The 19,878-nt window shown below is 66.8% G+C and carries 21 protein-coding genes and 1 tRNA gene; 11 read left to right on the top strand and 11 right to left on the bottom strand.

Translation table 11 applies throughout. The features are described from left to right. Positions 1–9: 9 nt before the first annotated feature. Both Verru16B_RS13465 and Verru16B_RS13470 read right to left on the bottom strand, forming a co-directional pair. Positions 10–603: a polysaccharide biosynthesis/export family protein gene (locus Verru16B_RS13465; RefSeq protein WP_069962767.1), complete on the bottom strand. Its 594-nt coding sequence runs from the start codon at positions 601–603 to the stop codon at positions 10–12. 49 nt (positions 604–652) lie between these two features. After that, positions 653–1,441, bottom strand: coding sequence for a hypothetical protein (locus Verru16B_RS13470; RefSeq protein ID WP_069962768.1), 789 nt, complete (start codon positions 1,439–1,441; stop codon positions 653–655). Positions 1,442–1,650: 209 nt separating this feature from the next. Between Verru16B_RS13470 and Verru16B_RS13475 the strand changes: the two genes are divergently transcribed. Next, on the top strand, positions 1,651–2,712 hold the full coding sequence (locus tag Verru16B_RS13475) for a quinone-dependent dihydroorotate dehydrogenase (protein ID WP_069962769.1): 1,062 nt from the start codon (positions 1,651–1,653) through the stop codon (positions 2,710–2,712). A gap of 171 nt (positions 2,713–2,883) precedes the next feature. Here Verru16B_RS13475 and epsC read toward each other — a convergent pair whose 3' ends face one another. The 3 genes from epsC to Verru16B_RS13490 form a co-directional block, all read right to left on the bottom strand. Continuing rightward, entirely contained in the window at positions 2,884–3,798 is a 915-nt protein-coding gene (gene epsC, locus Verru16B_RS13480) for a serine O-acetyltransferase EpsC (RefSeq protein ID WP_069962770.1), read from the bottom strand. Positions 3,799–3,874: 76 nt separating this feature from the next. Further along, positions 3,875–4,132, bottom strand: a complete 258-nt coding sequence (locus Verru16B_RS13485) for a GIY-YIG nuclease family protein (RefSeq protein WP_069962771.1) — start codon at positions 4,130–4,132, stop codon at positions 3,875–3,877. A gap of 137 nt (positions 4,133–4,269) precedes the next feature. Continuing rightward, positions 4,270–4,354, bottom strand: a tRNA-Leu gene (locus Verru16B_RS13490). A 182-nt stretch (positions 4,355–4,536) separates the two neighbouring features. Here Verru16B_RS13490 and Verru16B_RS13495 point away from each other — a divergent pair. Then, positions 4,537–6,459 carry a hypothetical protein gene (locus tag Verru16B_RS13495; RefSeq protein WP_069962772.1) on the top strand — a complete coding sequence of 641 codons (1,923 nt, stop codon included), beginning with the start codon at positions 4,537–4,539 and terminating at the stop codon, positions 6,457–6,459. Between the two features lie 110 nt (positions 6,460–6,569). Here the strand turns inward: Verru16B_RS13495 and tsaE are convergent, their stop codons facing one another. The 3 genes from tsaE to Verru16B_RS13510 are packed head-to-tail and all read right to left on the bottom strand — an operon-like array spanning position 6,570 to position 8,813. Next, positions 6,570–7,004 carry a tRNA (adenosine(37)-N6)-threonylcarbamoyltransferase complex ATPase subunit type 1 TsaE gene (gene tsaE / locus Verru16B_RS13500; protein ID WP_069962773.1) on the bottom strand — a complete coding sequence of 145 codons (435 nt, stop codon included), beginning with the start codon at positions 7,002–7,004 and terminating at the stop codon, positions 6,570–6,572. Then, positions 6,988–7,944 carry a thiamine-phosphate kinase gene (locus tag Verru16B_RS13505; protein ID WP_069962774.1) on the bottom strand — a complete coding sequence of 319 codons (957 nt, stop codon included), beginning with the start codon at positions 7,942–7,944 and terminating at the stop codon, positions 6,988–6,990. Before Verru16B_RS13505 ends, tsaE begins: the two co-directional genes overlap by 17 nt. Then, positions 7,941–8,813, bottom strand: a complete 873-nt coding sequence (locus tag Verru16B_RS13510; RefSeq protein ID WP_069962775.1) for a CPBP family intramembrane glutamic endopeptidase — start codon at positions 8,811–8,813, stop codon at positions 7,941–7,943. Before Verru16B_RS13510 ends, Verru16B_RS13505 begins: the two co-directional genes overlap by 4 nt. A gap of 119 nt (positions 8,814–8,932) precedes the next feature. Between Verru16B_RS13510 and Verru16B_RS13515 the strand changes: the two genes are divergently transcribed. The 3 genes from Verru16B_RS13515 to rpmG all read left to right on the top strand — a co-directional run bounded on the left by Verru16B_RS13515 (position 8,933) and on the right by rpmG (position 11,087). Then, positions 8,933–9,304: an NADH-quinone oxidoreductase subunit A gene (locus tag Verru16B_RS13515; RefSeq protein ID WP_069963752.1), complete on the top strand. Its 372-nt coding sequence runs from the start codon at positions 8,933–8,935 to the stop codon at positions 9,302–9,304. 110 nt (positions 9,305–9,414) lie between these two features. Beyond that, entirely contained in the window at positions 9,415–10,767 is a 1,353-nt protein-coding gene (locus Verru16B_RS13520; RefSeq protein ID WP_069962776.1) for a PTS sugar transporter subunit IIA, read from the top strand. Positions 10,768–10,922: 155 nt separating this feature from the next. Beyond that, positions 10,923–11,087 carry a 50S ribosomal protein L33 gene (rpmG, locus tag Verru16B_RS13525; protein ID WP_069962777.1) on the top strand — a complete coding sequence of 55 codons (165 nt, stop codon included), beginning with the start codon at positions 10,923–10,925 and terminating at the stop codon, positions 11,085–11,087. 128 nt (positions 11,088–11,215) lie between these two features. On the opposite strand, the gene Verru16B_RS13530 is transcribed toward rpmG, so the two are convergent. Continuing rightward, complete coding sequence (locus Verru16B_RS13530) at positions 11,216–11,482, bottom strand: hypothetical protein (RefSeq protein ID WP_069962778.1); 267 nt, start codon at positions 11,480–11,482, stop codon at positions 11,216–11,218. A gap of 107 nt (positions 11,483–11,589) precedes the next feature. Continuing rightward, positions 11,590–12,666 carry an Mrp/NBP35 family ATP-binding protein gene (locus tag Verru16B_RS13535; RefSeq protein ID WP_069962779.1) on the bottom strand — a complete coding sequence of 359 codons (1,077 nt, stop codon included), beginning with the start codon at positions 12,664–12,666 and terminating at the stop codon, positions 11,590–11,592. A gap of 112 nt (positions 12,667–12,778) precedes the next feature. Between Verru16B_RS13535 and Verru16B_RS13540 the strand changes: the two genes are divergently transcribed. From Verru16B_RS13540 to Verru16B_RS13555, 4 genes are all read left to right on the top strand, one after another. After that, positions 12,779–13,954: a PD40 domain-containing protein gene (locus tag Verru16B_RS13540; RefSeq protein ID WP_069962780.1), complete on the top strand. Its 1,176-nt coding sequence runs from the start codon at positions 12,779–12,781 to the stop codon at positions 13,952–13,954. A 3-nt stretch (positions 13,955–13,957) separates the two neighbouring features. After that, positions 13,958–14,737, top strand: coding sequence for a TIGR00282 family metallophosphoesterase (locus tag Verru16B_RS13545; RefSeq protein WP_069962781.1), 780 nt, complete (start codon positions 13,958–13,960; stop codon positions 14,735–14,737). Positions 14,738–14,804: 67 nt separating this feature from the next. Continuing rightward, positions 14,805–15,656, top strand: a complete 852-nt coding sequence (locus Verru16B_RS13550; protein ID WP_069963753.1) for a PIG-L deacetylase family protein — start codon at positions 14,805–14,807, stop codon at positions 15,654–15,656. Positions 15,657–15,795: 139 nt separating this feature from the next. Continuing rightward, positions 15,796–16,209 (top strand): OsmC family protein, encoded by a 414-nt coding sequence (locus Verru16B_RS13555; RefSeq protein ID WP_069962782.1) that lies wholly within the window; start codon positions 15,796–15,798, stop codon positions 16,207–16,209. Positions 16,210–16,235: 26 nt separating this feature from the next. Here the strand turns inward: Verru16B_RS13555 and Verru16B_RS13560 are convergent, their stop codons facing one another. Next, positions 16,236–16,697 carry a hypothetical protein gene (locus tag Verru16B_RS13560; protein WP_069962783.1) on the bottom strand — a complete coding sequence of 154 codons (462 nt, stop codon included), beginning with the start codon at positions 16,695–16,697 and terminating at the stop codon, positions 16,236–16,238. A 193-nt stretch (positions 16,698–16,890) separates the two neighbouring features. Here Verru16B_RS13560 and argH point away from each other — a divergent pair, with 193 nt between their 5' ends. Continuing rightward, a complete protein-coding gene (gene argH, locus Verru16B_RS13565; protein ID WP_083270344.1) occupies positions 16,891–18,291 on the top strand; it encodes an argininosuccinate lyase in 1,401 nt (466 codons plus the stop codon). Positions 18,292–18,466: 175 nt separating this feature from the next. Next, positions 18,467–19,852 (top strand): MFS transporter, encoded by a 1,386-nt coding sequence (locus Verru16B_RS13570; protein ID WP_069962785.1) that lies wholly within the window; start codon positions 18,467–18,469, stop codon positions 19,850–19,852. Positions 19,853–19,878: the final 26 nt, after the last annotated feature.

Below are 19,878 nucleotides of genomic sequence, written 5' to 3' on the forward strand. Positions count from 1 at the left end.
GAAGCCGCCTCAAAAGGCGGAACGGGGCACCTGGATGGAGTCCCCCGGGAAAAGCAGCGGATCCTGCTCCGGCTGGCGCTGGGCGAGCCGCACGTCGAACTCGTAGGCCTTACGGTCGCGGGTCAGGGTGACCTTGGTTTCCTTGGCGTAGAGGGAGAAGCCGCCGGCCGACTGCACGGCCTTGGCCAGCGTGAGGTCGGGGGACCACGGGATGCGCCCGGGGCGCTGGACCTCGCCGCCGATGTAGATGTAGCGCTCGGTGACATTCACTGAGACATCGAGCGTCGTGAAGTACTGCTTGGCGATGTAGGTCTCGCGGATGCTCTGGGAGAGCTCGGCGGTGGTGAGACCGGAGGCGGTGACCGCGCCAATGTACTGGAGGCGGACGAAACCCTGTTCGTCGATCTGCACGCTCGTGGTCTGGGGCTCGGGGATACCGAGCAGCGAAATGGTCATCGTGTCGCCGGGCCGCAGCTGGGCGGACAGGGAGGGAGCCTCGATGCGGGGATTGGTGCCGCCCGCCGTGGTGTCGTCGGTCACGCAGGCGGTCAGGAGCAGACTCAGCAGCGTCAGCAGGAGGGCGGGCAGTCGGCGGGAAGTCATGCGGCGATTCATCCAGTGCAGGATTGTGCGCCGGCTGGCAACAAGGCTTTTAACGCCCGCGCTTGGAGCTGCGGGGCTTCTCGTCCTCTTCCTCGGCGTCGTCGCCATCCTCGTCCTCATCCTCGTCGTCCTCATCCTTGTCGCCGTCTTTCTTCTCCTTGTCCTCGTCGTCGCCATCCTCGTCGTCCTCGTCCCACTTCAGGGAGGCGTCGTTCTTCATCTTCTCGTCCTCCTCCTCCTCGACATCGGGGAGACCGTCCTCCTCGGCGGGAGCGGCCTTCTCGCCCTCCTCGTCGTCGTCGCCGTGGCCCTCGGGGGTGTAGTCGAGGATGGCGGTGATCTCGGTGAAGAGATGGACGGCCTTGCCCTCGATGAAATCGTTGTTCTGGGCCTCGCGGATCTGGTCCTCGACCTCATCCACGGTGAGCTTCTCCTCGAGGTCGAGAACCTCGTTGAGCATCTTGACGCGGAGGCGGGTGATATGGTCGAGGAAATCGGCGTAGGGCCCGTTTTCCTCGTCGATCACGTCGGGCAGCGCGAAGAGCTTCTCCTCGGACTCCAGCAGCGGCTGCTTGATGCGGGAGAGGCGGACCTTGCCCTTGCCGAGATCCTTGATGATGCGGAAGGGGATGAAGGCGCGCTCGAAGAGGTCCTGATCGAAACCATACTCGCGCAGGGGCTCGATGAGCTCGATGATGTGGTCAACCTGGCGCGGATCGATGATGCTGAGGCCGTCCACGTCCCAGTGGACGGGATCGCTGATCTCGTCCACCCACCAGTTGTGGTCCTCGCCGAGACGGACAATGCACCATTCGAGTTGGGGGGAGCCTTTCGCCATAAAATTTTTACTTAATTGGGCTGGACCAAAAAGGCTGGCAGAAGGCCTTGTCAAATACTGAAACGCAAAATGTTGGAATATTTGCGCGCAGTCGTTTTCCCCCCTGATCCAAGGGAGCGGAGGGTGGTCGGGGAAAACCGGATAACAAGGTAAAAAGGTTCGGGTGCGGGGCTTGAAAGTTGCCGGCCGGGTGCCACAGTCCGCGCCACATGGGCTGGCTCTATCAGAACGTCGCAAAACCCGCTTTCTTCCGGCTCGATCCCGAGCACGCGCACGAAGTGGCGGTTCACGGTCTCGCGCTGCTCGGGCGGGTGCGCCCGCTCTGCGCGGTCATCGAACGCCTGCACCGGCTGGCGCCGGCGCTCCACCGGCCGGTCGAGTGCTTCGGCCTCAAGTTTCCCAACGCCGTCGGTCTGGCCGCGGGTTTCGACAAGGAGGGCCGCGCCTGGCCCGCGGCGGCCGCGCTCGGGTTCGGCCACGTCGAGATTGGCACCGTCACGTTTCACGCCCAGCCGGGCAACCCCCGGCCGCGCTGTTTCCGCTACCCGGCGGAGCAGGCCGTGATCAACCGCATGGGTTTCAACAATGGAGGCGCGGCCGCGCTGGCCGCCCGCCTCGCGGGCCAACCGGGCCCGGGCCGGCGCACGATCCCGCTCGGCGTCAACCTCGGCAAGAGCAAGGTCACGCCGCTCGACGGCGCGCTGGAGGATTATCTCGGCAGCTTCCGGTTGCTGGCCGATCACGCGGACTACGTCGTGGTGAACGTCAGCAGTCCCAACACGCCCGGCCTGCGCGAGCTGCAGGATGCCGCGTGGCTCAAGCCGCTGCTGGCGGCCCTGGTGGATGAGAACAAGGCGCGCGTCGCGGCCGGCAAACCGCGCCGACCCGTGCTGCTGAAGATCGCGCCGGATCTTTCGTATCCGCAGATCGACGCGGCCCTCGGGGTGATCACCGATCTCGCCCTTGATGGCATCATCGCCACGAACACCACGCTGGCGCGACCGGGCTTTTTCGCCGGCGTGGACCAGGCCGGCGGCCTCAGCGGTGCGCCGGTGCGCCGGCGTTCGACGGAGATCATCAATTACATCGCCCGGGCGACGAACGGCCGGCTGCCGATCATCGGCGTGGGCGGCATCATGGACGAGGCCGGGGCGGGCGAGAAGCTCGATGCCGGCGCCACGCTGGTGCAGCTCTACACGGGCTTGGTCTACCGCGGGCCGTTCTTCGCCGCCGAGGTGGCCCGGGCGCTGGCACTGCGGCAGCGGATCTGAGCCGGACGAGTCAGGGCTGCGGCCGGGGATCGGTGCGGCCGATTGTGCGCGGCCAGCTCGCTGGCGCCACCGCCAAGGACGGAGTGGCGCGAGCAAGCTCGCCGCCCGCCCATCCCTGAATTCGCCGCAGGAGAAATTCCACCGGAAAGCCCGCGCCCGCGTGGGCCGACCTCAGATGTTCCAATCCGCACCGTCGACCAGGATCTCGTGCGCCTTGCGCGGGCGGACGACGAGGCTCGTCTCCTTGTAGTGGGCGACACTGTGGGGCGGGATGGAGTCGCGGACCCACACGTTGGCACCGATCACGGAGTGCGCGCCGATGCGGGTGTCGCCGCCGAGGATGGTGGCGTGCGCGTAGATGGTGACATGGTCCTCGATGTCGGGGTGGCGTTTCACGCCCTTGACCGGGTTGTTCTTGCCGTCGGTCTCGAAGGATTTGGCCCCGAGGGTGACGCCCTGGTAGATCTTCACGTGCGTGCCGATCGTGGCGGTCTCGCCGATGACCACACCGGTGCCGTGGTCGATGAAGAAGTGGGAGCCGATGTGGGCGCCGGGGTGCAGGTCGATGCCGGTGCGCTCGTGGGCGTACTCGGTGAGCATGCGCGGCAGGAGCGGGACCTGGAGCGCGTAGAGGACATGGGCCAGGCGTTGCAGCGAAATCGCCAGCACGCAGGGGTAGGCGAGGATGATCTCGTCGGTGCTGCGTGCGGCCGGATCGCCCGAGTAGGCGGCGGCCACGTCGGTCTGCACGAGGCGCCGGACCTCGGGCAGGCAGCCCAGGAATTGCTGGGTCAGGTGCTGCGCCGCGGTGGCGGCATCGGCGGTGCCGGCATAGCGCAGGCTTTTTTCCACCTCGGTGGTGAGGCGGGTGGCGATCTTCGCCAGCAGGCGGTCGAGCCAGACGGCCGCCTCGGCCTGGGTCAGGCCGCTGTCCTCGAAGAAGCCGGGGAAGAGCAGGTGCATCAGGTCGCGCGCCAGCTCGGTGACGCGGTCCTGCGAAGGCAGGTTCGCGCCGTCGAGGTGGTTGATGCCGCCACCCTGGGCGTAGGATTCGAGCAGGGCCTGCTTGATGGCGTTGGGCGTCATGGAGCCGACAGCTTCGTCAAAAAGGCCGGGTGGTCAAATGTGTTGGCGCGCGGGGGGAGTCATAGGGGCCGGGGGCTCACGTTTTGAGCGCCCTGAAGAAGTGTCTTTTCAGGAAGGTCTTTCCTGATCCGCTTTTGAGGTACTTCTCGAAGGCACGGGCGGTGGGTTCGTCGGCGAACCCGATGTAGGCAACAAGGTTCCAAGGCTTGAATTTGCGCGTATGGGGCGACTTGCCTTCGTTGTGATCGGCCAAGCGTTGCTTCAGGTCATGGCTTATCCCGACATAGTGTTGTTCCCGCTGGTGGACGCTCTCGATGAGGTAAACGTAAACCATGCCGACAGCTTGAGCGTAACGCCGTCCTCCGCCAAGCCTACGGACGGCAGCCTTCGCTGCTGTCTTTCGGCGGTCTGACCCGCGCCCATCGCGCCCTTTACCTAGGCTGGCCTGCCAGCCGTAGGCTTGGCGAAGGCTGGTGCTCGGGACAGGACTCGAACCTGCACGCCTTACGGCACACGCACCTCAAACGTGTGTGTCTACCAATTCCACCACCCGAGCGTTCCAACGATGGGAAAGCGGACTTAGGTAAATCTGTCCCGGCTTGTAAAGCACCGAAATGCGCTTGCGTCATGGTTTCTTCGTAAGGCACACTGCCTTTCCCGCGGGCCTGACCGGACGCGAGGAACACCAAGCACAACCAAGATCCACACCGGGTAGCCACGCCCGTTTTTCCGCCCTTCATGGACGACAATACGCCTGCCAACGAACCCAACGAACCGGGGTTGAACAAAATCGACCTCAGCCAGTTGCAGTCCTTCAACTTCGGGACCCAATGGACCGAGGTAAAACCGGTTTCTCCGGGTCGCCGTGAACGCGATTTCGATCGCGGTGACCGCCGTGACCGGCGGGACGGCCCCGGCGCCCCGGGCGCCCAGCCCCGCGACCGGCGGGCCTTCCGCAAGCCGGCCGGTCCCGGCACGGGCGCGCCCAGTGGCGCCCCGGCGAGCCCGGGTCCCGACGGTGGCCAGGCCCCCGGCGGCGAGCCGCGTCGCTTCGATCGCGGCCCCGGTGGCCCGCGCCGTGAGTTCCGCGGCGAGCCGCGCGGTGAATTCCGTGGTGAATTCCGCGGTGACCGCCGCGACGGCGGCGGCCAGTCGTTCGACCGTGCGCCGTACATCAGCCCGTATTTCGTCGCGACCTGCTACCCGGAAGACACCGGCTTTGCCGCCATCGTGAAAGCCGTGCGCGCCTCGTGCCGCACCTTCCAGCTCTTCGAAATCACCAAGGCGGTCCTCGAGAAGAACGACCGTTTCGTCATCGTCCTCCAGCGCGCCAAGGCCGTCGGTGGCGAGGGCCAGCCGGCTGCGAAGCCCGGCCCGCTCTACATGTCTATGCCCGACCACCTCCCGTTCGACACGGAGGACGCCGCGGTCCAGCACGCCCTGAGCAACAATCTCGGCGCGTTCTTCGACATGCAGGAGGTTGAGGTCGATCCGCCGAAGGGCAGCTACCCCATTATCAACAAGTGCGGTGTCACCGGCGAGTTGCTCGGGCCGCCGAATTACCACCGCTACCAGCAGATTCTGCAGCAGCATTACGCGGCGAAGATCAAGGGCATGTCCTTTGACCGGTTCCGCGACAGCATCGTGTCCGTCCGCGAGCCCGAGGTCGCCGCCGCGTGGCTGGAAAAGATGAAGAAGGCCGTGCGCTACACCTGGAAGCCCCCGGTCGCCCGCACGCCCAAGCCGACGGATGCTTCCGGTGCCGCCGAGGTCGCTCCCGCGGCCGAAGTTCCCGTTGAGGCCGCCGCTCCCGCGGTCGAGCCGGCCGCCGTTCCGGCGGCCGACGCCCCCGCCGAGAGCCCGGCGCCCGCCGAGGCCGCGCCGGTCATCGCCTTCGACAGCATCGAGGAGGCGCGCCTGCACCTGCTCACCAACGCCCGCGACCGGGTGGTGCGCACCGTCGAGTCCGTCCGTTTTCACGGCAAAAACATCGAGAAGCTGCCGCCGGGTGAAATCCAGCGCGCCCTCGAGGGTCACGTGGAGCGTCAGCGCCGTTTCCCCCTCGACACCGCCAACGCGCTGCGCGGCCGCCTGCGCCGCGAGGGCTTCACCATCTTCAAGAAGGGTTCGCGCGGCGTCTCCTATGTGTGCGCCGTCAAGCGCCGCTTCCGCGTGCCGGGCCAGGTTTTCTCCGAGAGCATCTCGGCGCTGATCGACTTCATCGAGAAGCACCCGATGGCTCACGTGAAGGACCTGCCCAAGCATTACCTCGGGTTCGACCTCACGGCTCCGGCCGCTCCGGCCGCCCCCGTCACCGCCGAGCCGGCCACCGGGTCCACCCCGTCGCAGGCTCCGTTCGCCGCCCTCACGCCCGAACAGGCCGAGAAGCTGCGCAAGATGAGCAACGACCTGCGCTGGCTCGTGATGGAGGGTTACGTGACCGAATTCTCCGACGGCAAGCTCTTCGCCCCGCCGGTCATGGCCCCCCAGGCCGCCAAAAAGGCCGAGTCGGGTGAGGATGAGCACGATCCGGTGGATTTCCCTGACGCCCCCGCTCCCATCGCCGCCCCGGCGGCGGCGGAGGTTGCTCCTGCGGCCGAGTCCGCTCCGGTTGCCGAGGTTCCTGCCCCCGAGGAGCCCAAGCCCGAAGCCCAGGCCTGATCAAACTTCAAAAGCCCGCTCGAACAGAGCGGGCTTTTTTTTGCGCCGCCACGGCGAGGTCGCCGTGTCTCCATGCTTGGAGTGCGGGCGACCTCGCCCGCGCGTAAGCATCACTGCAGGCACACCCGGTGCCGGTCGCCGTCGACGATGGCGAGGGTCACATGCCACGCTTCCGCCGGCAGCCACGTGCCGGTTTTCTCCGGCCATTCGACGGCCAGGCACCAGGGGCTGGTCAGGAATTCCTCCAGCAGCAGGTCATCGAGCTGGCGCCCGTGCTCCAGCCGGTAGGCGTCGAGATGGATGAGCTTCATCCGCTGCCCGGCATAGACCGCGTAGATCGCGAAGGTCGGACTCGTCACCTGGGCCGTCACACCCAAGCCCTGCGCCAGGCCCTGCACGAAGGTCGTCTTGCCCACGCCGAGATCACCATGCAGCGCGAGGACAGTGTCGGGGGGCAGTGCGGCGGCCAGTTCGGCCGCCAGAGCGCGGGTTTGCTCCGCGGATTCGGTCACCACGCCGGCCCGGAGTTTAGCGCAGATGTTCATAACCGCGGTAGGCTGCGAGGTTGAGCGCGCCGGCGGGCCGCCGGCCCGTGGGCACGAAGACGCCGAGGCGCGTGAGCCCGAGGGCGGGGAAGCGGCGCGACCAGGCGCGGGCCAGCGGGGTCGTTGCGGCCGTGGGCCGCACGACCACGAGCAGTTCATAATCCTCACCGTCACCGAGGGCGTGCGCGAGCGGTTGAGCGCCGGTCTGGCGCGCCCGCCGGCGGGCGGCGGGACTGATGGGGATGGCCGTGGCGTCGAGAGCGGCGGTCAGGCCCCGTGGGGTCAGCGCGGCGAGGTCGTTGGCCAGGCCATCGCTCACATCCATCATGGCCACGACCTCCGGGCGACCCGCGAGCCAGGCACCCTCGGCAATGCGGGGGACAAAACGAAAATGATGGCCGAGCCGCGATCCACCCAACCGGCCGCTCACATACAGCTGATCACCCACACGCGCACCCCTACGCGTGATCAGGCGGCCGGAGGCTTCGCCATGCAGGGTGAGGAAGGCCCCGAAGAATCCCCGCGGGGCCTGCGTGATGTCCCCGCCGACGATCTTCACATGGTAACGCCGGGCGGTGGCGGCGAGTCCCAGGTAAAAGGACCGGAGCCACGCGGTGCCGGTCTCCGGGGCAAGGGCGAGCGAGACCACGGCGGCCACTGGGCGTCCGCCCATGGCGGCGATGTCGCTCAGATTGCGCTTGAGCAGCTTGGCCCCGACGGCCCGGGCGGAAACCGAGTCGTCAAAGTGCCGGCCATGGATCACGGGATCGGTGGTCACGAGCTGGGCCCGGCGCGTCGCCGGGATCACGGCGCAGTCGTCGCCGATGCCGAAGGGCGCGGCGGGCGAGACATCGCCCAGCCACCGGCGGATCCGGCGGATGAGCTCGCGTTCACCCAGTGCGGCCACGGAGCGGGAGCGGGTGGTGGTGAACGGGCTCATGGGCTGGCCTGGGGCAGGCCGGAGAGGACGATCAGCACGGTGTTCAGGTTGAACAGGCTGTGGGCCACGATCGCCACGCGGATCGAGCCGGTCGCCTCGTAAGCGAGGGCGAGGATCATGCCCAGCACGGCCAGCGGCAGGAAGCCCGCCCAGTTGCCGTGCAGTGCGCCGAAGCAAACCCCGCTGACGAGGAGCGCGGGCGTGCGGCCGAGCCGCTGGCGCAGGTAGCGGTAGAGTCCGGCGCGAAAGATCAGCTCCTCGCTCAGCGGCGCCAGGCCGCAGGCGACGAGCAGCATGCCGGCGATGATCACCGGCGATTGGGTGGCGGAGAAGATCCCGATGAGGTCCTGCGGCTCATCCGGCAGCCCGGCCGCGCGCAACAGCCCGGTCCAGCCGAGACTCAACACCGTCAGCACCGGCAGGGCGACCAGCACCGTCCCGGCGGCGTAGCGGGTAATGTCGGTCCAGGGGAGGGTCGGGCCGGGGCGGAAGGGCGCGGGCTGGCTGCCGTAGTCCGAGTAGAGCCGGCGGCGCAGGACCGGGAAGAGCGCGCAGCCGCCCAGGATGCCAAGGTGGAAAGCCGCCCCGTAGACAAAGAGCTCCAGACCGGTCCGGTCCGTGGCCCCCGCGATGCGGGCGCCGGCGAGCGTTTGCACGAGGGTCTGGCCCAGGAAGCCGCCCGCGAAGACGAGCAGACCGGCGAACAGGAACTCGGGCACCGTCACCGGCCAGTGGGGCAGGGGTTGGTGACTGAGCCAGCGCTGGCGCCGTCGGGGCTCGCCGAGCAGCCAGAGCAACAACCCCGCGCCGCTGAAAAGCAGCGCGAGCTCAACGACCAGCAGGGCGATTTGGGCGGGGGAATCGGGCATGGACCGCCCTCATGCTTGGCAGGGCCAGGCTGGAAAAACCACCATGAAACACGCGCGGACCACGTCGGGGCCCCAACTTTCCCCTTGAACCGGTCCGCCCCCGCGTGAACGCTGCGGACGTGACCACCGCGTACCTGCCATTTCTCATCCAGATCCTGCTCGCCGGCGTGATCACGGTCGTCGTGATCGCCCTGAGCCACCTGCTCGGCCAGCGGGCGCGTGGCAGCAAGATCAAGGACGCCGCCTACGAGTGCGGCATCCACTCCGACGGCAGCACGCACACGCGCTTCTCGGTGAAGTTCTACGTCACGGCGATGCTGTTCATCCTCTTCGACATCGAGGTCGTGTTCCTCATTCCCTGGACGTTCGTGTACCGCGATTTCCTGGCCAACCACATCTCGATCCTGGCCCCGATGATGTTCTTCCTCGGCGTGCTGGTGCTCGGCCTCTTCTACGAGGTCAAGAAAGGCGCGCTCGAGTGGGAGAAGTGACCCGCGCCCCGCGCGGCCAATCCCAACCGCCCCAAGTCCCGGCTCCCCCCATGGCGCGCACTATCCCCCATCGGCCGGTCGGTTTGTCTGGCACCCGGACTTTCTAGCCCATGCGGCTCGACAAATACATCTCCCGCAGCCGCGTGGCCGACATCGGCAGCGCCGATCTGGAGGGCGCGCTGGTCGAGCTGCTCAACCTGACGGTCGACCGCTTTCCCGACCTGAACAAGGACACGCTGCTCAAGGGCCTGCTGCGCCGCGAGAGCACGATGACGACCTACCTCGGCCTCGGCGTGGCCATGCCGCACGTGCGCATGAAGATGGGCCGGCGCTACATCCTCGCCGTCGGCCGCAGCCACTACGGCATCCGCTACGACAGCACGATTGAGAGCGAGCCGGTGCACTTGGTGATCATGCTGATCGCCGACGACAAAACGCGCGACTACCTGCAGTTGCTCGCCGCCCTGGCGCAGCTGCTGAAGGAACCCGATTTTGTCACGAGCCTGGTCAAGGCCCCCGACCTCGACACGCTGTACGAGCGCCTCTACGCCGGCTTCGGCGGGGTGGCGGAGAAAGCCCTGCCGGCCGCCCAGACGCGGCTCAACCGCGTGGTGTTGCACGAGGCCGGCAAGATCGCCGCCGGCGGCGGCTGCCAGGCCCTGATGGTTTTTGGCGACGTGTTTTCCGGCCGCATCCGCGCCCCCAAGACCGAGGGAGCGATCAAGACGATCCTCGTCACGCGCAACCTGGCGGAGGGCGAGGCCCGGCCCGGGCGCTTCGATGAGAGCATCCAGGTGCGCTCGTTCTCCAACCAGCGCCTCGCCCAGCTCCGCAGCGCCGTCCTCGTGGGGCTGACGCGCGGCTTCATCACCTTCAAGGACCGCCTGTGCTGTATCGGCGGCATCGCCAACTCCAACCAGTTCGACTCGATCGTCATCGTGGATGTGGAGAAGGAGTTTTCCAGTCTGCTCACGGGTCATGCCGACCTGCTCCCGGCCGACGTCAAACCCGAGGTGTTGGAACGCGTGATCGCCGTGGCGACCGAACTCGCCGTCGAGGGTCGCGAGGGTCGCCCGGTGGGATGCCTGTTCGTCGTCGGCGACAGTGAAAAGGTCGGCAAGCTCACCAAGCCGCTCGTCCTTAATCCCTTTTTCGGGTACAAGGACGAGGACCGCAACATCCTCAATCCCTTCATGGATGAGACCGTCAAGGAGTTCTCCTCGATCGATGGGGCCTTCGTGATCCGCGGGGACGGGGTGGTGGAGGCCGCCGGCGCCCTGATTCAGGCAGCCGACTACAATCACACGCTGCCCAGCGGCCTAGGCTCGCGCCACGCTGCGGCCGCCGCGATCTCGGTAGCCGCCGATTGCATCGCCCTGGTGGTTTCGTCGAGCAGCGGGCAGGTGACGCTGTTCCGTCGCGGTGTGATGATGCCGTTGACAGAAAACAAGGTAAGCGCCTGATCATAAGCTGGATGGGATCGAGCTAAACCCGCGCCCAAGCGCTGCGGCCGAAGACTGACCGGCTGGATCGAGCCGATATTGGGCGGATACAAGTTTTAGGTTGCACGGGCGGGGGGCGCGGCTTTGCTCTCGACCTTTCCAACCCATTTAAAGCCATGCAAGAAACCGTCACCCTGGAATGCACCGAAGCCCGTAAAGAGGGAAAGCCGCCCTCGCGCTATCTCACGAAGCGCAACAAGAAGACCGTCACGGAGCGCATTGAGAAGAAGAAGTACAATCCCTTCCTCAAGCGCCACACGCTCCACAAGGAGATCAAGTAAGGCTTCGCTGCGACCTCGGACGGCGGTCATAGACCGCCCCTGTAGGTAAAAATTTAAGGCCGGTTCCTCACGGGACCGGCCTTTTGCTTGACACCTTGACTGCGGCGGTTTCGCCGCGGCTCTTTCCGTTACTTCTTGTTCGCCTCGACCGGCACCGGCGGGGAGCCGGCGGCGAGTTGGGCCCGGCGGGCCGCCCGCCAGCTGTCCCGGTGCTTCCGGATCCAGTCGAGCAGGGCGCGTTCAAAACCGATGTCGTAGCCGAGCCGCTCGGACTCGATCCACTTGTGCTTCAGGATCTCCTCCCGCTCCGCCAAAAACTCCTGGTAAAGGCTCGAATGCTTTACGAATTCGCGGCTGTCGCTGCTCTCGGTGGGATGGGGGGGAGCGGATGACATGAGGAACTCAGCTACAATACAGAGGGTTCCAGACTGGTCTGGTCGGCAGTGAATGGCCCGGCTTCTGCGTCATGTGGGCGTACGGTAGAGGTCTCGTCTCGCGCGTGTCAACTCGCGTGCGGCACTTTCAAACGGGTCAGCAACGCCGCGGCGATTTCGCGGAAGACGGCCGCGGGCCGTCCGCCGGGTGCGCTCACCGTCACCGGCTGGCCGCTGTCGCCGCCGGCGCGGATGTCCGCATAAAGCGGCACCTGTCCGAGGAGCACCGTGCCGAGTTGCTCGGCGATGGTGGCGCCGCCGCCCTCGCCAAAGAGTGCCTGGCGCTGCCCGTTGGCATCCTCGAACCAGCTCATGTTCTCGGCCACGCCGAGCAGGGGGACGTTGACCTTCTGGAACATCAGACCGCCCTTGCGCGCCACGTTGGTGGCAGCCGGCTGCGGGGTCGTGACGAGGATGGCGCCGTCCAGCGGCAGGGTCTGGACCAGGGAAAGCTGGGCATCGCCCGTGCCCGGAGGCAGATCCACCAACAGCACGTCGAGTTCGCCCCATTTCACGTTTTGGACGAACTGTTGAATAGTTTTCATGATCATCGGCCCGCGCCAGACGACCGGGGTGTTGTCATCCACCAGGAAACCCATGGACATGACCTTCACGCCAAAGCGCTCCAGCGGCACCAGGGTCTCGCCGTCCACCTCGGGCCGGCTGCCGCCGAGCCCCATCATGAGCGGCACGGACGGGCCGTAGATGTCGCAATCCATCAGGCCGACACGCCCGGGGAGGCCGCTTTTTTCCAAGATCTGGGCGAGGGCACAGGCGAGATTGACCGCAAAGGTGGATTTGCCCACGCCGCCCTTGCCGGAGGCGATCGCAACGGAGTGCTTCAGGCCGGCCGGCGTGGTGCCGCCTCCCAGATTGGCCTGGCCAGGGGCCGGGGGGGCCTTGGCGGCGGAAACGGCCAGCTCGATGATCACGTCCTTCACGCCTGGCTGGGCGCGGAGGCATTTCTCGATCTCCGCCTTGAGCATCGTCGGGACCTTGGGATCCGAGGTGGTGATCGCCACGGAGACCTTGGCCGTGCCGTCGGCAAAGGCCGCGGAGCGCACCAGCCCGAAGGACACGATGTCCCGGCTGAAACCGGGGTACTTCACTTGCTTCAGGGCTTCCTTGATGGTGTCGGCGGTCACAGGGATGGGAAAATGGCTTGGAAAACGAGGCGCTTTGACCTTGTGAGTAGGGTGCGGGGAGTAAAACAAAAACCCCGTCGAACTTTCCTCATTACTTTTCGTCCCACCTTCCATGCGTAACGCTATTTCCTTCCTCCTGGCCTGCACCCTCCTGGTCTCCGCCTTCGCCCAGCGCGACATCGGCGTCATCGACGTCAAAGGCGACGCCAACGTGCTCGGCCTCTCGCTGAGTTCCTCCTCCCCCGAACTCCAGAATCTCGCGCTCACCGCCTTCAACGCCCACGGTCGCTTCAAGCTGCTCGCCAGCGGCGCCAGCTACGCGGTGAACTTCGCCCCCGCCGGCGCCAGCTCCGTGACCGTCACGATCACGCGCGGAGGCGCCACGGTCCATACCCAGACCGTGTCCGGGACCAACCAACGCAACGCCCTGCTGCGCGCCGCCGACGTGGCGGTGACAAAGATGAGCGGCCTGCGCGGCTGGTTCGCCGGCAAACTCGCCTTCGTCGGCGAGCGCACCGGCAAGCCCGAGGTCTACACCGCCGACCTGTTCTTCGGCGACCTCGTGAAGTGGACCAGCGACGGCAAGCAGGTGATGGGCCCGCGCTGGGCGCCCGACGGCTCGAAGATCGTCTACACCAGCTACCGCACGAGTTTCCCCGATATCTACCAGATCGATTTCGCCACGCGCCGCATTTCTTTGCTCGCCAGCTTCAAGGGCACCAACAGCGGCGGTCGCTTCAGCCCCGATGGCAGCCGGCTCGCCATGGTGCTTTCGGGCGAGGGCAACCCCGAGGTTTACGTGGGCAACGCCTCCGCCCGCCAGCTCCGCCGCCTCACCAACAACCAGTCGGTCGAGGCCTCGCCGACCTTCTCGCCTGACGGCGGCCGCGTGCTCTACGTGTCTGATTCCGCCGGCGGTCCGCAGCTCTACACGCTCCCGGTCAACGGCGGTTCGCCGACCCGGCTCGCCACGAACATTTCCAAATACTGCGCCGAGCCCGACTGGAGCGCCGCCGACCCGTCCAAGATCGTCTTCACCGCCGGCGTGGGCCGCGGTTACCAGTCCGCGGTGTTTGATATGAAGGCCGGCTCCAGCAAGATCATCACCAAGGCCCCGACCGATGCGATCGAGCCAGTCTGGCTCGCCGACGGCCGCCACTTCATCTGCACCTTCCGCGCCGCCAACACCAAGAGCCTCTACATCGTCGACTCCGAGTCCGGCAAGGCGACCCGCCTGAGCCCCGCGGCTTTCGGCAACGCCGGCAACGCCAGCTACCTCGCGCCGTAGTTCATGAGGCTCCTCTTCATCGGCGACATCGTGGGCAAGCCCGGGCGCGAGCTCGTCACCGCCACGGTCGGCCGGCTGAAGGCGGAGCGTGGCATCGATTTCATCATCGCCAATGGCGAGAACGCCGCCGCCGGTTCCGGCATCACCGGCGCCATCGCCTCCAGTCTTCGCGAGGCCGGGGTCGACGCGATCACCCTCGGCGACCACGTCTGGGACCAGAAGGGTTTCGAGGCCGACATCAAGACGCTGGAATACGTCTGCCGGCCGGCGAACCTGCCCGCGGGCAATCCCGGCCGCGACCACCTGATCGTCGCGAAGGACGGCTTCCGTTTGCTCGTCTTCACCGTGCTCGGCCGCACCTTCATGGGCCTGAAGGCCGAGTGTCCTTTCCTCGCGGCGGATGCGCTGCTCGCCAGACTGGCCGGTACCTATGACGGCGCCATGGTTGAGATCCATGCCGAGGCGACATCCGAGAAACAGGCGCTGGGCTGGCACCTCGCCGGCCGCGCCACCGCCGTGCTGGGCACGCACACCCACGTGGCCACGGCCGACACCGCGGTCCTGCGCGGGCACACGGCCTTCCAGTGCGATGTCGGGATGACGGGACCGCACGAATCCGTGCTGGGCCGGCAGATCGAGCCCGTGCTCGGCCGGTTCCTCGACGGGATGCCGCGACGCTACGAGATCGCCACCGGCGACAACCGGCTCTCCGCCGCGCTCGTGGAGTTCACCGCCACCGGCCAGGCGACCTCCGTCGAGTGGCTGCAGGTCCGGGCCGGGTAGGGGATCTTGGCGTGGTTCATGGATTCCCTTTTTGCGGTATTTGTGCTTTCTGTGGCCGATCCCCTTCATGAAATTCTCCCAACCCGCGGCTGATGTCCTCGTGCCGGACCGCCGGCCCCTCGCCGCGGCGCTGGCGCGCACCACGCATCTCTGCCTCGCCGCGCACCAGGACGACATCGAGATCATGGCCTATCACGGCATCGCGACCTGCCACGGCCGGAAGGACCGCGGTTTCACGGGCGTGGTCGTGACCGATGGCGCCGGCAGCCCGCGCACGGGCCGGTTCGCAAACTATACCGACGAGCAAATGAAAACCGTGCGCCGCGACGAGCAGCGCCGGGCTGCTCGGCTGGGGAAATACGCGGCGGTCATTCAGCTCGCACACCCGAGTCAGGTCGTGAAGGACGCCAAGGACGACCGCGTGCGGACGGAGCTGGCGGCCATCCTGCGCGCCGCCGCCGCGGAGGTCGTCTATCTGCACAATCCCGCCGACAAGCATGACACCCATGTCGCGGTTTTCCTGCGTTGCCTCGAGGCCCTGCGCAGCCTGCCGAAGAGCCGGCGGCCCAAGCAGGTCCTCGGCTGCGAAGTCTGGCGCAACCTCGACTGGCTGGTGGACGCGGACAAGGTGTTGCTCGACGACTCGCCGCGTCCGGCCCTCGCGGCGAAGCTGATCGGTGCGTTCCAGTCGCAGATCGCCGGCGGCAAGCGTTATGACCGCGCGATTGCCGGCCGGCGCCTGGCCAACGCCACCTTCCACACCTCGCACGCCACCGACGCCGCGCAGGCCGTCACGTGGGCGATGGATCTCACGCCGCTGATCCACGATGACCAGCTTTCCGTCGAGCAATTCACCCTCGCTCACCTCGACCGGCTGCGGGCCGACATCACGGCGCGGTTGCGGCACTTCAAGATCTGAGCATCGCGAAAACGCGGAGGAGCGGAACCGCGAAAGTGGGGAAAAGTCGACTCGGTGCTTCCGTCCTTCCGCCTTTCCGCGATCAGTTTGGGTAAGATCTTTTCTGGTGTTCGGGGCGAATTTTGTGATTACCTCCGCCATGGTCAAAAGCACCGGCACTTACACGGGTGGGTTGAACTGCCAGCTCACGCACGGTCCCTCGGGCAAGGTCATCGAAACCGACGCCCCGGTGGACAACCACGGTCGCGGCGCGGCGTTCTCGCCGACCGATCTGACGGCGGCCTCGCTCGCCTCGTGCATGGTCACGACCATGGCGATCGCGGCCAAACTCAAGCTCGGGTACGACATCCCGGGTCTGCGCTGGGAGGTGACCAAGGAGATGTCAGCCGACAAGCCGCGCCGCATCGTGCGGCTCGCCGTGCAGATCTGGCTGCCCTTTTCCAAGGCCAAGGATCCCGCGGGCGTCCTCGAACACGCCGCGCTCAACTGTCCGGTCGCGGCGAGTCTCCATCCGTCGGTGGAGAAGCCGGTGACTTTGCACTGGGCGGAGTAGGTTGGGGCCGGTCGCCGGCCACGCTCTCACTTCACCACGTTGTTGAACCGGTAGGTGGTGTTGAAGATCAGCTCCGTGTCATCCACGCCGATCCGCACCTTGATCGTGCCGGTGGCGGCATTCTTTCGGTCGGCCCGGCCGGTGACATACCGGGGCTTGTTCTTGTGGCTGGTGGCCTCGCCCTTGAACTCGATGCGCTCCCCGCGGGCGAGTCGCTCCAGATCGGCGGGAGGCAGCGTGATGGTGATGCGGCCGGTTTCGCTCCAGAAAAACCAGGGCCAGACCTTGGCCTCGTAGGTGGTGGAAAACGTGTCGCCCTCGCGCCGGAACTCCCCGGTCGTGAGCGCCACGCTGCCGACGTAGATGGACGTCTTGACCGGCGCCATCGTCACGGAGTCCCACTCGCCGAGGGGCCGGGTGGTGTCCGCCCGCAGGCCGGCCACAGCGGCCAGCACCAGCAGGGAGCACAGAATCCGGATGCACATCATGGGTGAGTCACGATGCGGCGCCGAAGGTTGCAGGCAAATGGGAAAGAAGGGGCGGGCAGTTGTAGGGCGGGGTCGCCGAACCCTGCCTTCGTTCGAATGCGATATCACGTTCGAGGCGGGGTTCGGCGACCCCGCCCTACAACCTGCAAATATGCGTTGCCAAGGGAGACGGCGGGCCGTTGCTTGGCCCCCTATGGCAAAGCAGGCTCAAGCCACGTGGGGCGGACGGTTCTCGGCGGGTCCCGCCGGGCTGATGCTCCGTTTCAGCGAATCCGTTTCCTTTGACCACCGGCTGGCGTCCTTCGACATCGCCGGCAGCAAGGCGCACTCCGCCATGCTCGCGCACGTGGGGCTCATCACGAAGACCGAGCGGGATGCCATCCACCGCGGCCTCGACGCCATCCTGGGGGAGATCGAGGCGGGGAAATTCAAGTGGCAGACGCAGCTGGAGGACGTGCACATGAACATCGAGCAGGCGCTGACCCAGCGCGTGCCCGCCGCCGCCAAGCTGCACACCGCCCGGAGCCGCAACGACCAGGTCGCGACCGACATGCGGCTCTATTTCAAGGCCGCCTGCGCCGACCTCATCGCGCGGATCACCGGCGCCCAGCGGGCCATCCTGCAGGTGGCGGAGAAAAATGCCTCCGTCCTGATCCCCGGCTACACCCACCTGCAGCGCGCGCAGCCGGTGTTCCTCGCGCACCACCTCTTCGCCTACCTGGAAATGCTCGAGCGGGATGCGGAGCGTTTCGCCGCGATTGCGGACCAGGCCAACTGGTGCCCACTCGGCTCGGGCGCCATCGCCGGCACCACGCTGCCCATTGACCGCGAATTCACCGCCCGGGCCCTCGGCTTTGTTGACACCCGCGGCCGGCCGCGCGTCACGCAGAACAGCATGGACACCGTCGCCGACCGCGACGTCTTCATCGGCTTCGCCGCCGCCTGCGCCACGGCGGGCGTGCACCTTTCCCGGATGGCCGAGGACCTGATCCTGTGGATGAGCGCGGAGTTTGGCTTCGTGGATCTGCCCGACACCTTCTGCACCGGCTCCAGCCTGATGCCGCAGAAGAAGAACCCCGATTCGATGGAGCTGATCCGGGGCAAGTCCGCGCGCCTGCAGGGCAACCTGCACACCCTGCTCGTGCTCACGAAGGGCCTGCCGCTCACTTACAACCGGGACCTGCAGGAGGACAAGCCGCCGGTTTTCGACAGCCACGACCAGACGGCCCTCTGCCTCGACGTCCTTGCCGGCACCTTCGCCGGGATGACGGTGAAAACGAAACGCTGTGCAGCCGCCGTGGCCGATCCCGCGCTGCTCGCCACCGACCTGGCCGATTATCTCGTCCGCGCCGGGGTGCCGTTCCGCACCGCGCACCACGCGGTGGGCGCGGTCGTCAAACTCGCTGAACAGCAGGGCGTCGCCCTCAACGCCCTCGCGCTCGCCGACGTGCAGACGGTGCACGCGGCGTTCAAGGCCGATTGGGTCGAGTGCTTTGACCTGACCAAGGCCATGGCCCGCCGCACGGGCACCGGCATGCCCGGCCCGGCCCAGGTCCGGCGGCAGTTCGCCCGCTGGCGGAAGTTGCTCGGGTGATCCCCTGAAATCGCGGAAACGTGGAGGCGGACCTTCGCAAAATGCCGTCTCACGCAAAGTCGCAAAGCCGCGAAGGAGGGTACCCTGTCCATGATGAATAGTCTTCTTTGCGTCTCTGCGACTTGGCGTGCGCACAGGTATGGATGGCACGGGCCGAACCTCGGCCGCTGACGCCATGGCGTTCTTCACCCCGCAGCGCGATCCCGGGCTTTATCCCTACCGCCAGGGGCTGTACTTCGCGTTCTTCAACGCGATGAACTGGCAGATCGCCACGGCCACCCCGACCGTGTTGTTCATGGCCTACCTCGGGGCCGACTCGTTCGAGACCGGTCTGGTTTATGCGTGGCCGCTGTTGCTGACTCCGATCCAGGTGTTTGCCACGGTCCTGCTGCCCCGGCTTGGCTTCAAGCGTCTGACTCTGGCAGGGTGGGGGGCGCGGAGCTGGTTTTTGGTCGTACCGCTGGGCATTGCCCTGTTGGCACCGGCCAAACCCCTGCCGTGGATGATCCCGGCGATGGTGGCCGCGATGTTCTTTTACTCCGTGAGCCGGTCGGTCGGCGCGGCGGCCATCACCACCTGGCTGCAGGGTCTCGTGCCCGCCGAGGTGCGCGGGCGCTACTGGTCGACCGACCAGATCATGGGCGGGGCCGCCTCCATCGGCACGCTCCTGCTGTGTGCGGCGACCTTCACCTGGCTGCCGGCGTCCACGGCGTTTTCCCTGCAATACGTGTTCAGTATCGCCGGGGCCTGGCTGGCGTTCCGGTGTCTGCGGGCCTTGCCCGATATCGAGCGGCCGACGGTGATGAGCCTCACCACCATTCGGACCGAGACGCCGCGGCATCTCTTCGGGCCGGGCCTGTTCCGGCCCTATCTGTGGTTGGCGGTGTTGTTCTACGTCGTAACGATCCCGCTGGTGCCGTTCGGGGCTTATTACCTGAAGGTCGCCGAGGGCATTTCCCCGGCGGTGATCATGGGTTGCACGATCGTGCAGTATACCGGCGTGATCACAGGCAACTGGTTCATGCGTTCACGCATCGACCGGACCGGGGCAAAACCGTTTCTGCGGGCTTCCTTTGTGCTCTACGCGCTGGTGGCCGCCGGTTGGCTGGCGGGCCTGCAGTGGCGTCCCGTCCTGCTCGGCCTCATGCCGGTCCTGTATTTTCTGCTCGGGGCCGGGGCGGGCATCTTCACGGCGGCCAACGTCAGTTACCTGGCCAAGATCCTGCCCCTCGCCGAACGGGCCCTGCCGGTCTCCCTGCATGGGGCGATGTGCTTCTGCCTCGGCGGGCTGGCGCCCATCGCCTGGGGCCTCCTCCTGAAGGGCGAGGGGGCCTTGCCCTCTGTGAACCTCGGGGCGTTCCAAGGGTTCTTCGTCTTCACGCTGGCCGGGGCGCTGGGGCTGGTGCTGCTGGTCAACCGGTTGAAGGAGGACCCCGGGCACGTGGACCCGCTGCTGGAGGGTGACTGGCTGTTCCGGCCCTTCCGCGTGGTGGCCTCGCTGGTCAAGCTCTCCGACCCGGTGCGGACCCCGGGCCAGCCGCCCGAACCCGGGCAACGATAGACTCGCCGTCGGCGGTATTTTTCTGC

Origin of the sequence: Lacunisphaera limnophila (assembly GCF_001746835.1) — a bacterium.
GTDB lineage: Bacteria > Verrucomicrobiota > Verrucomicrobiia > Opitutales > Opitutaceae > Lacunisphaera > Lacunisphaera limnophila.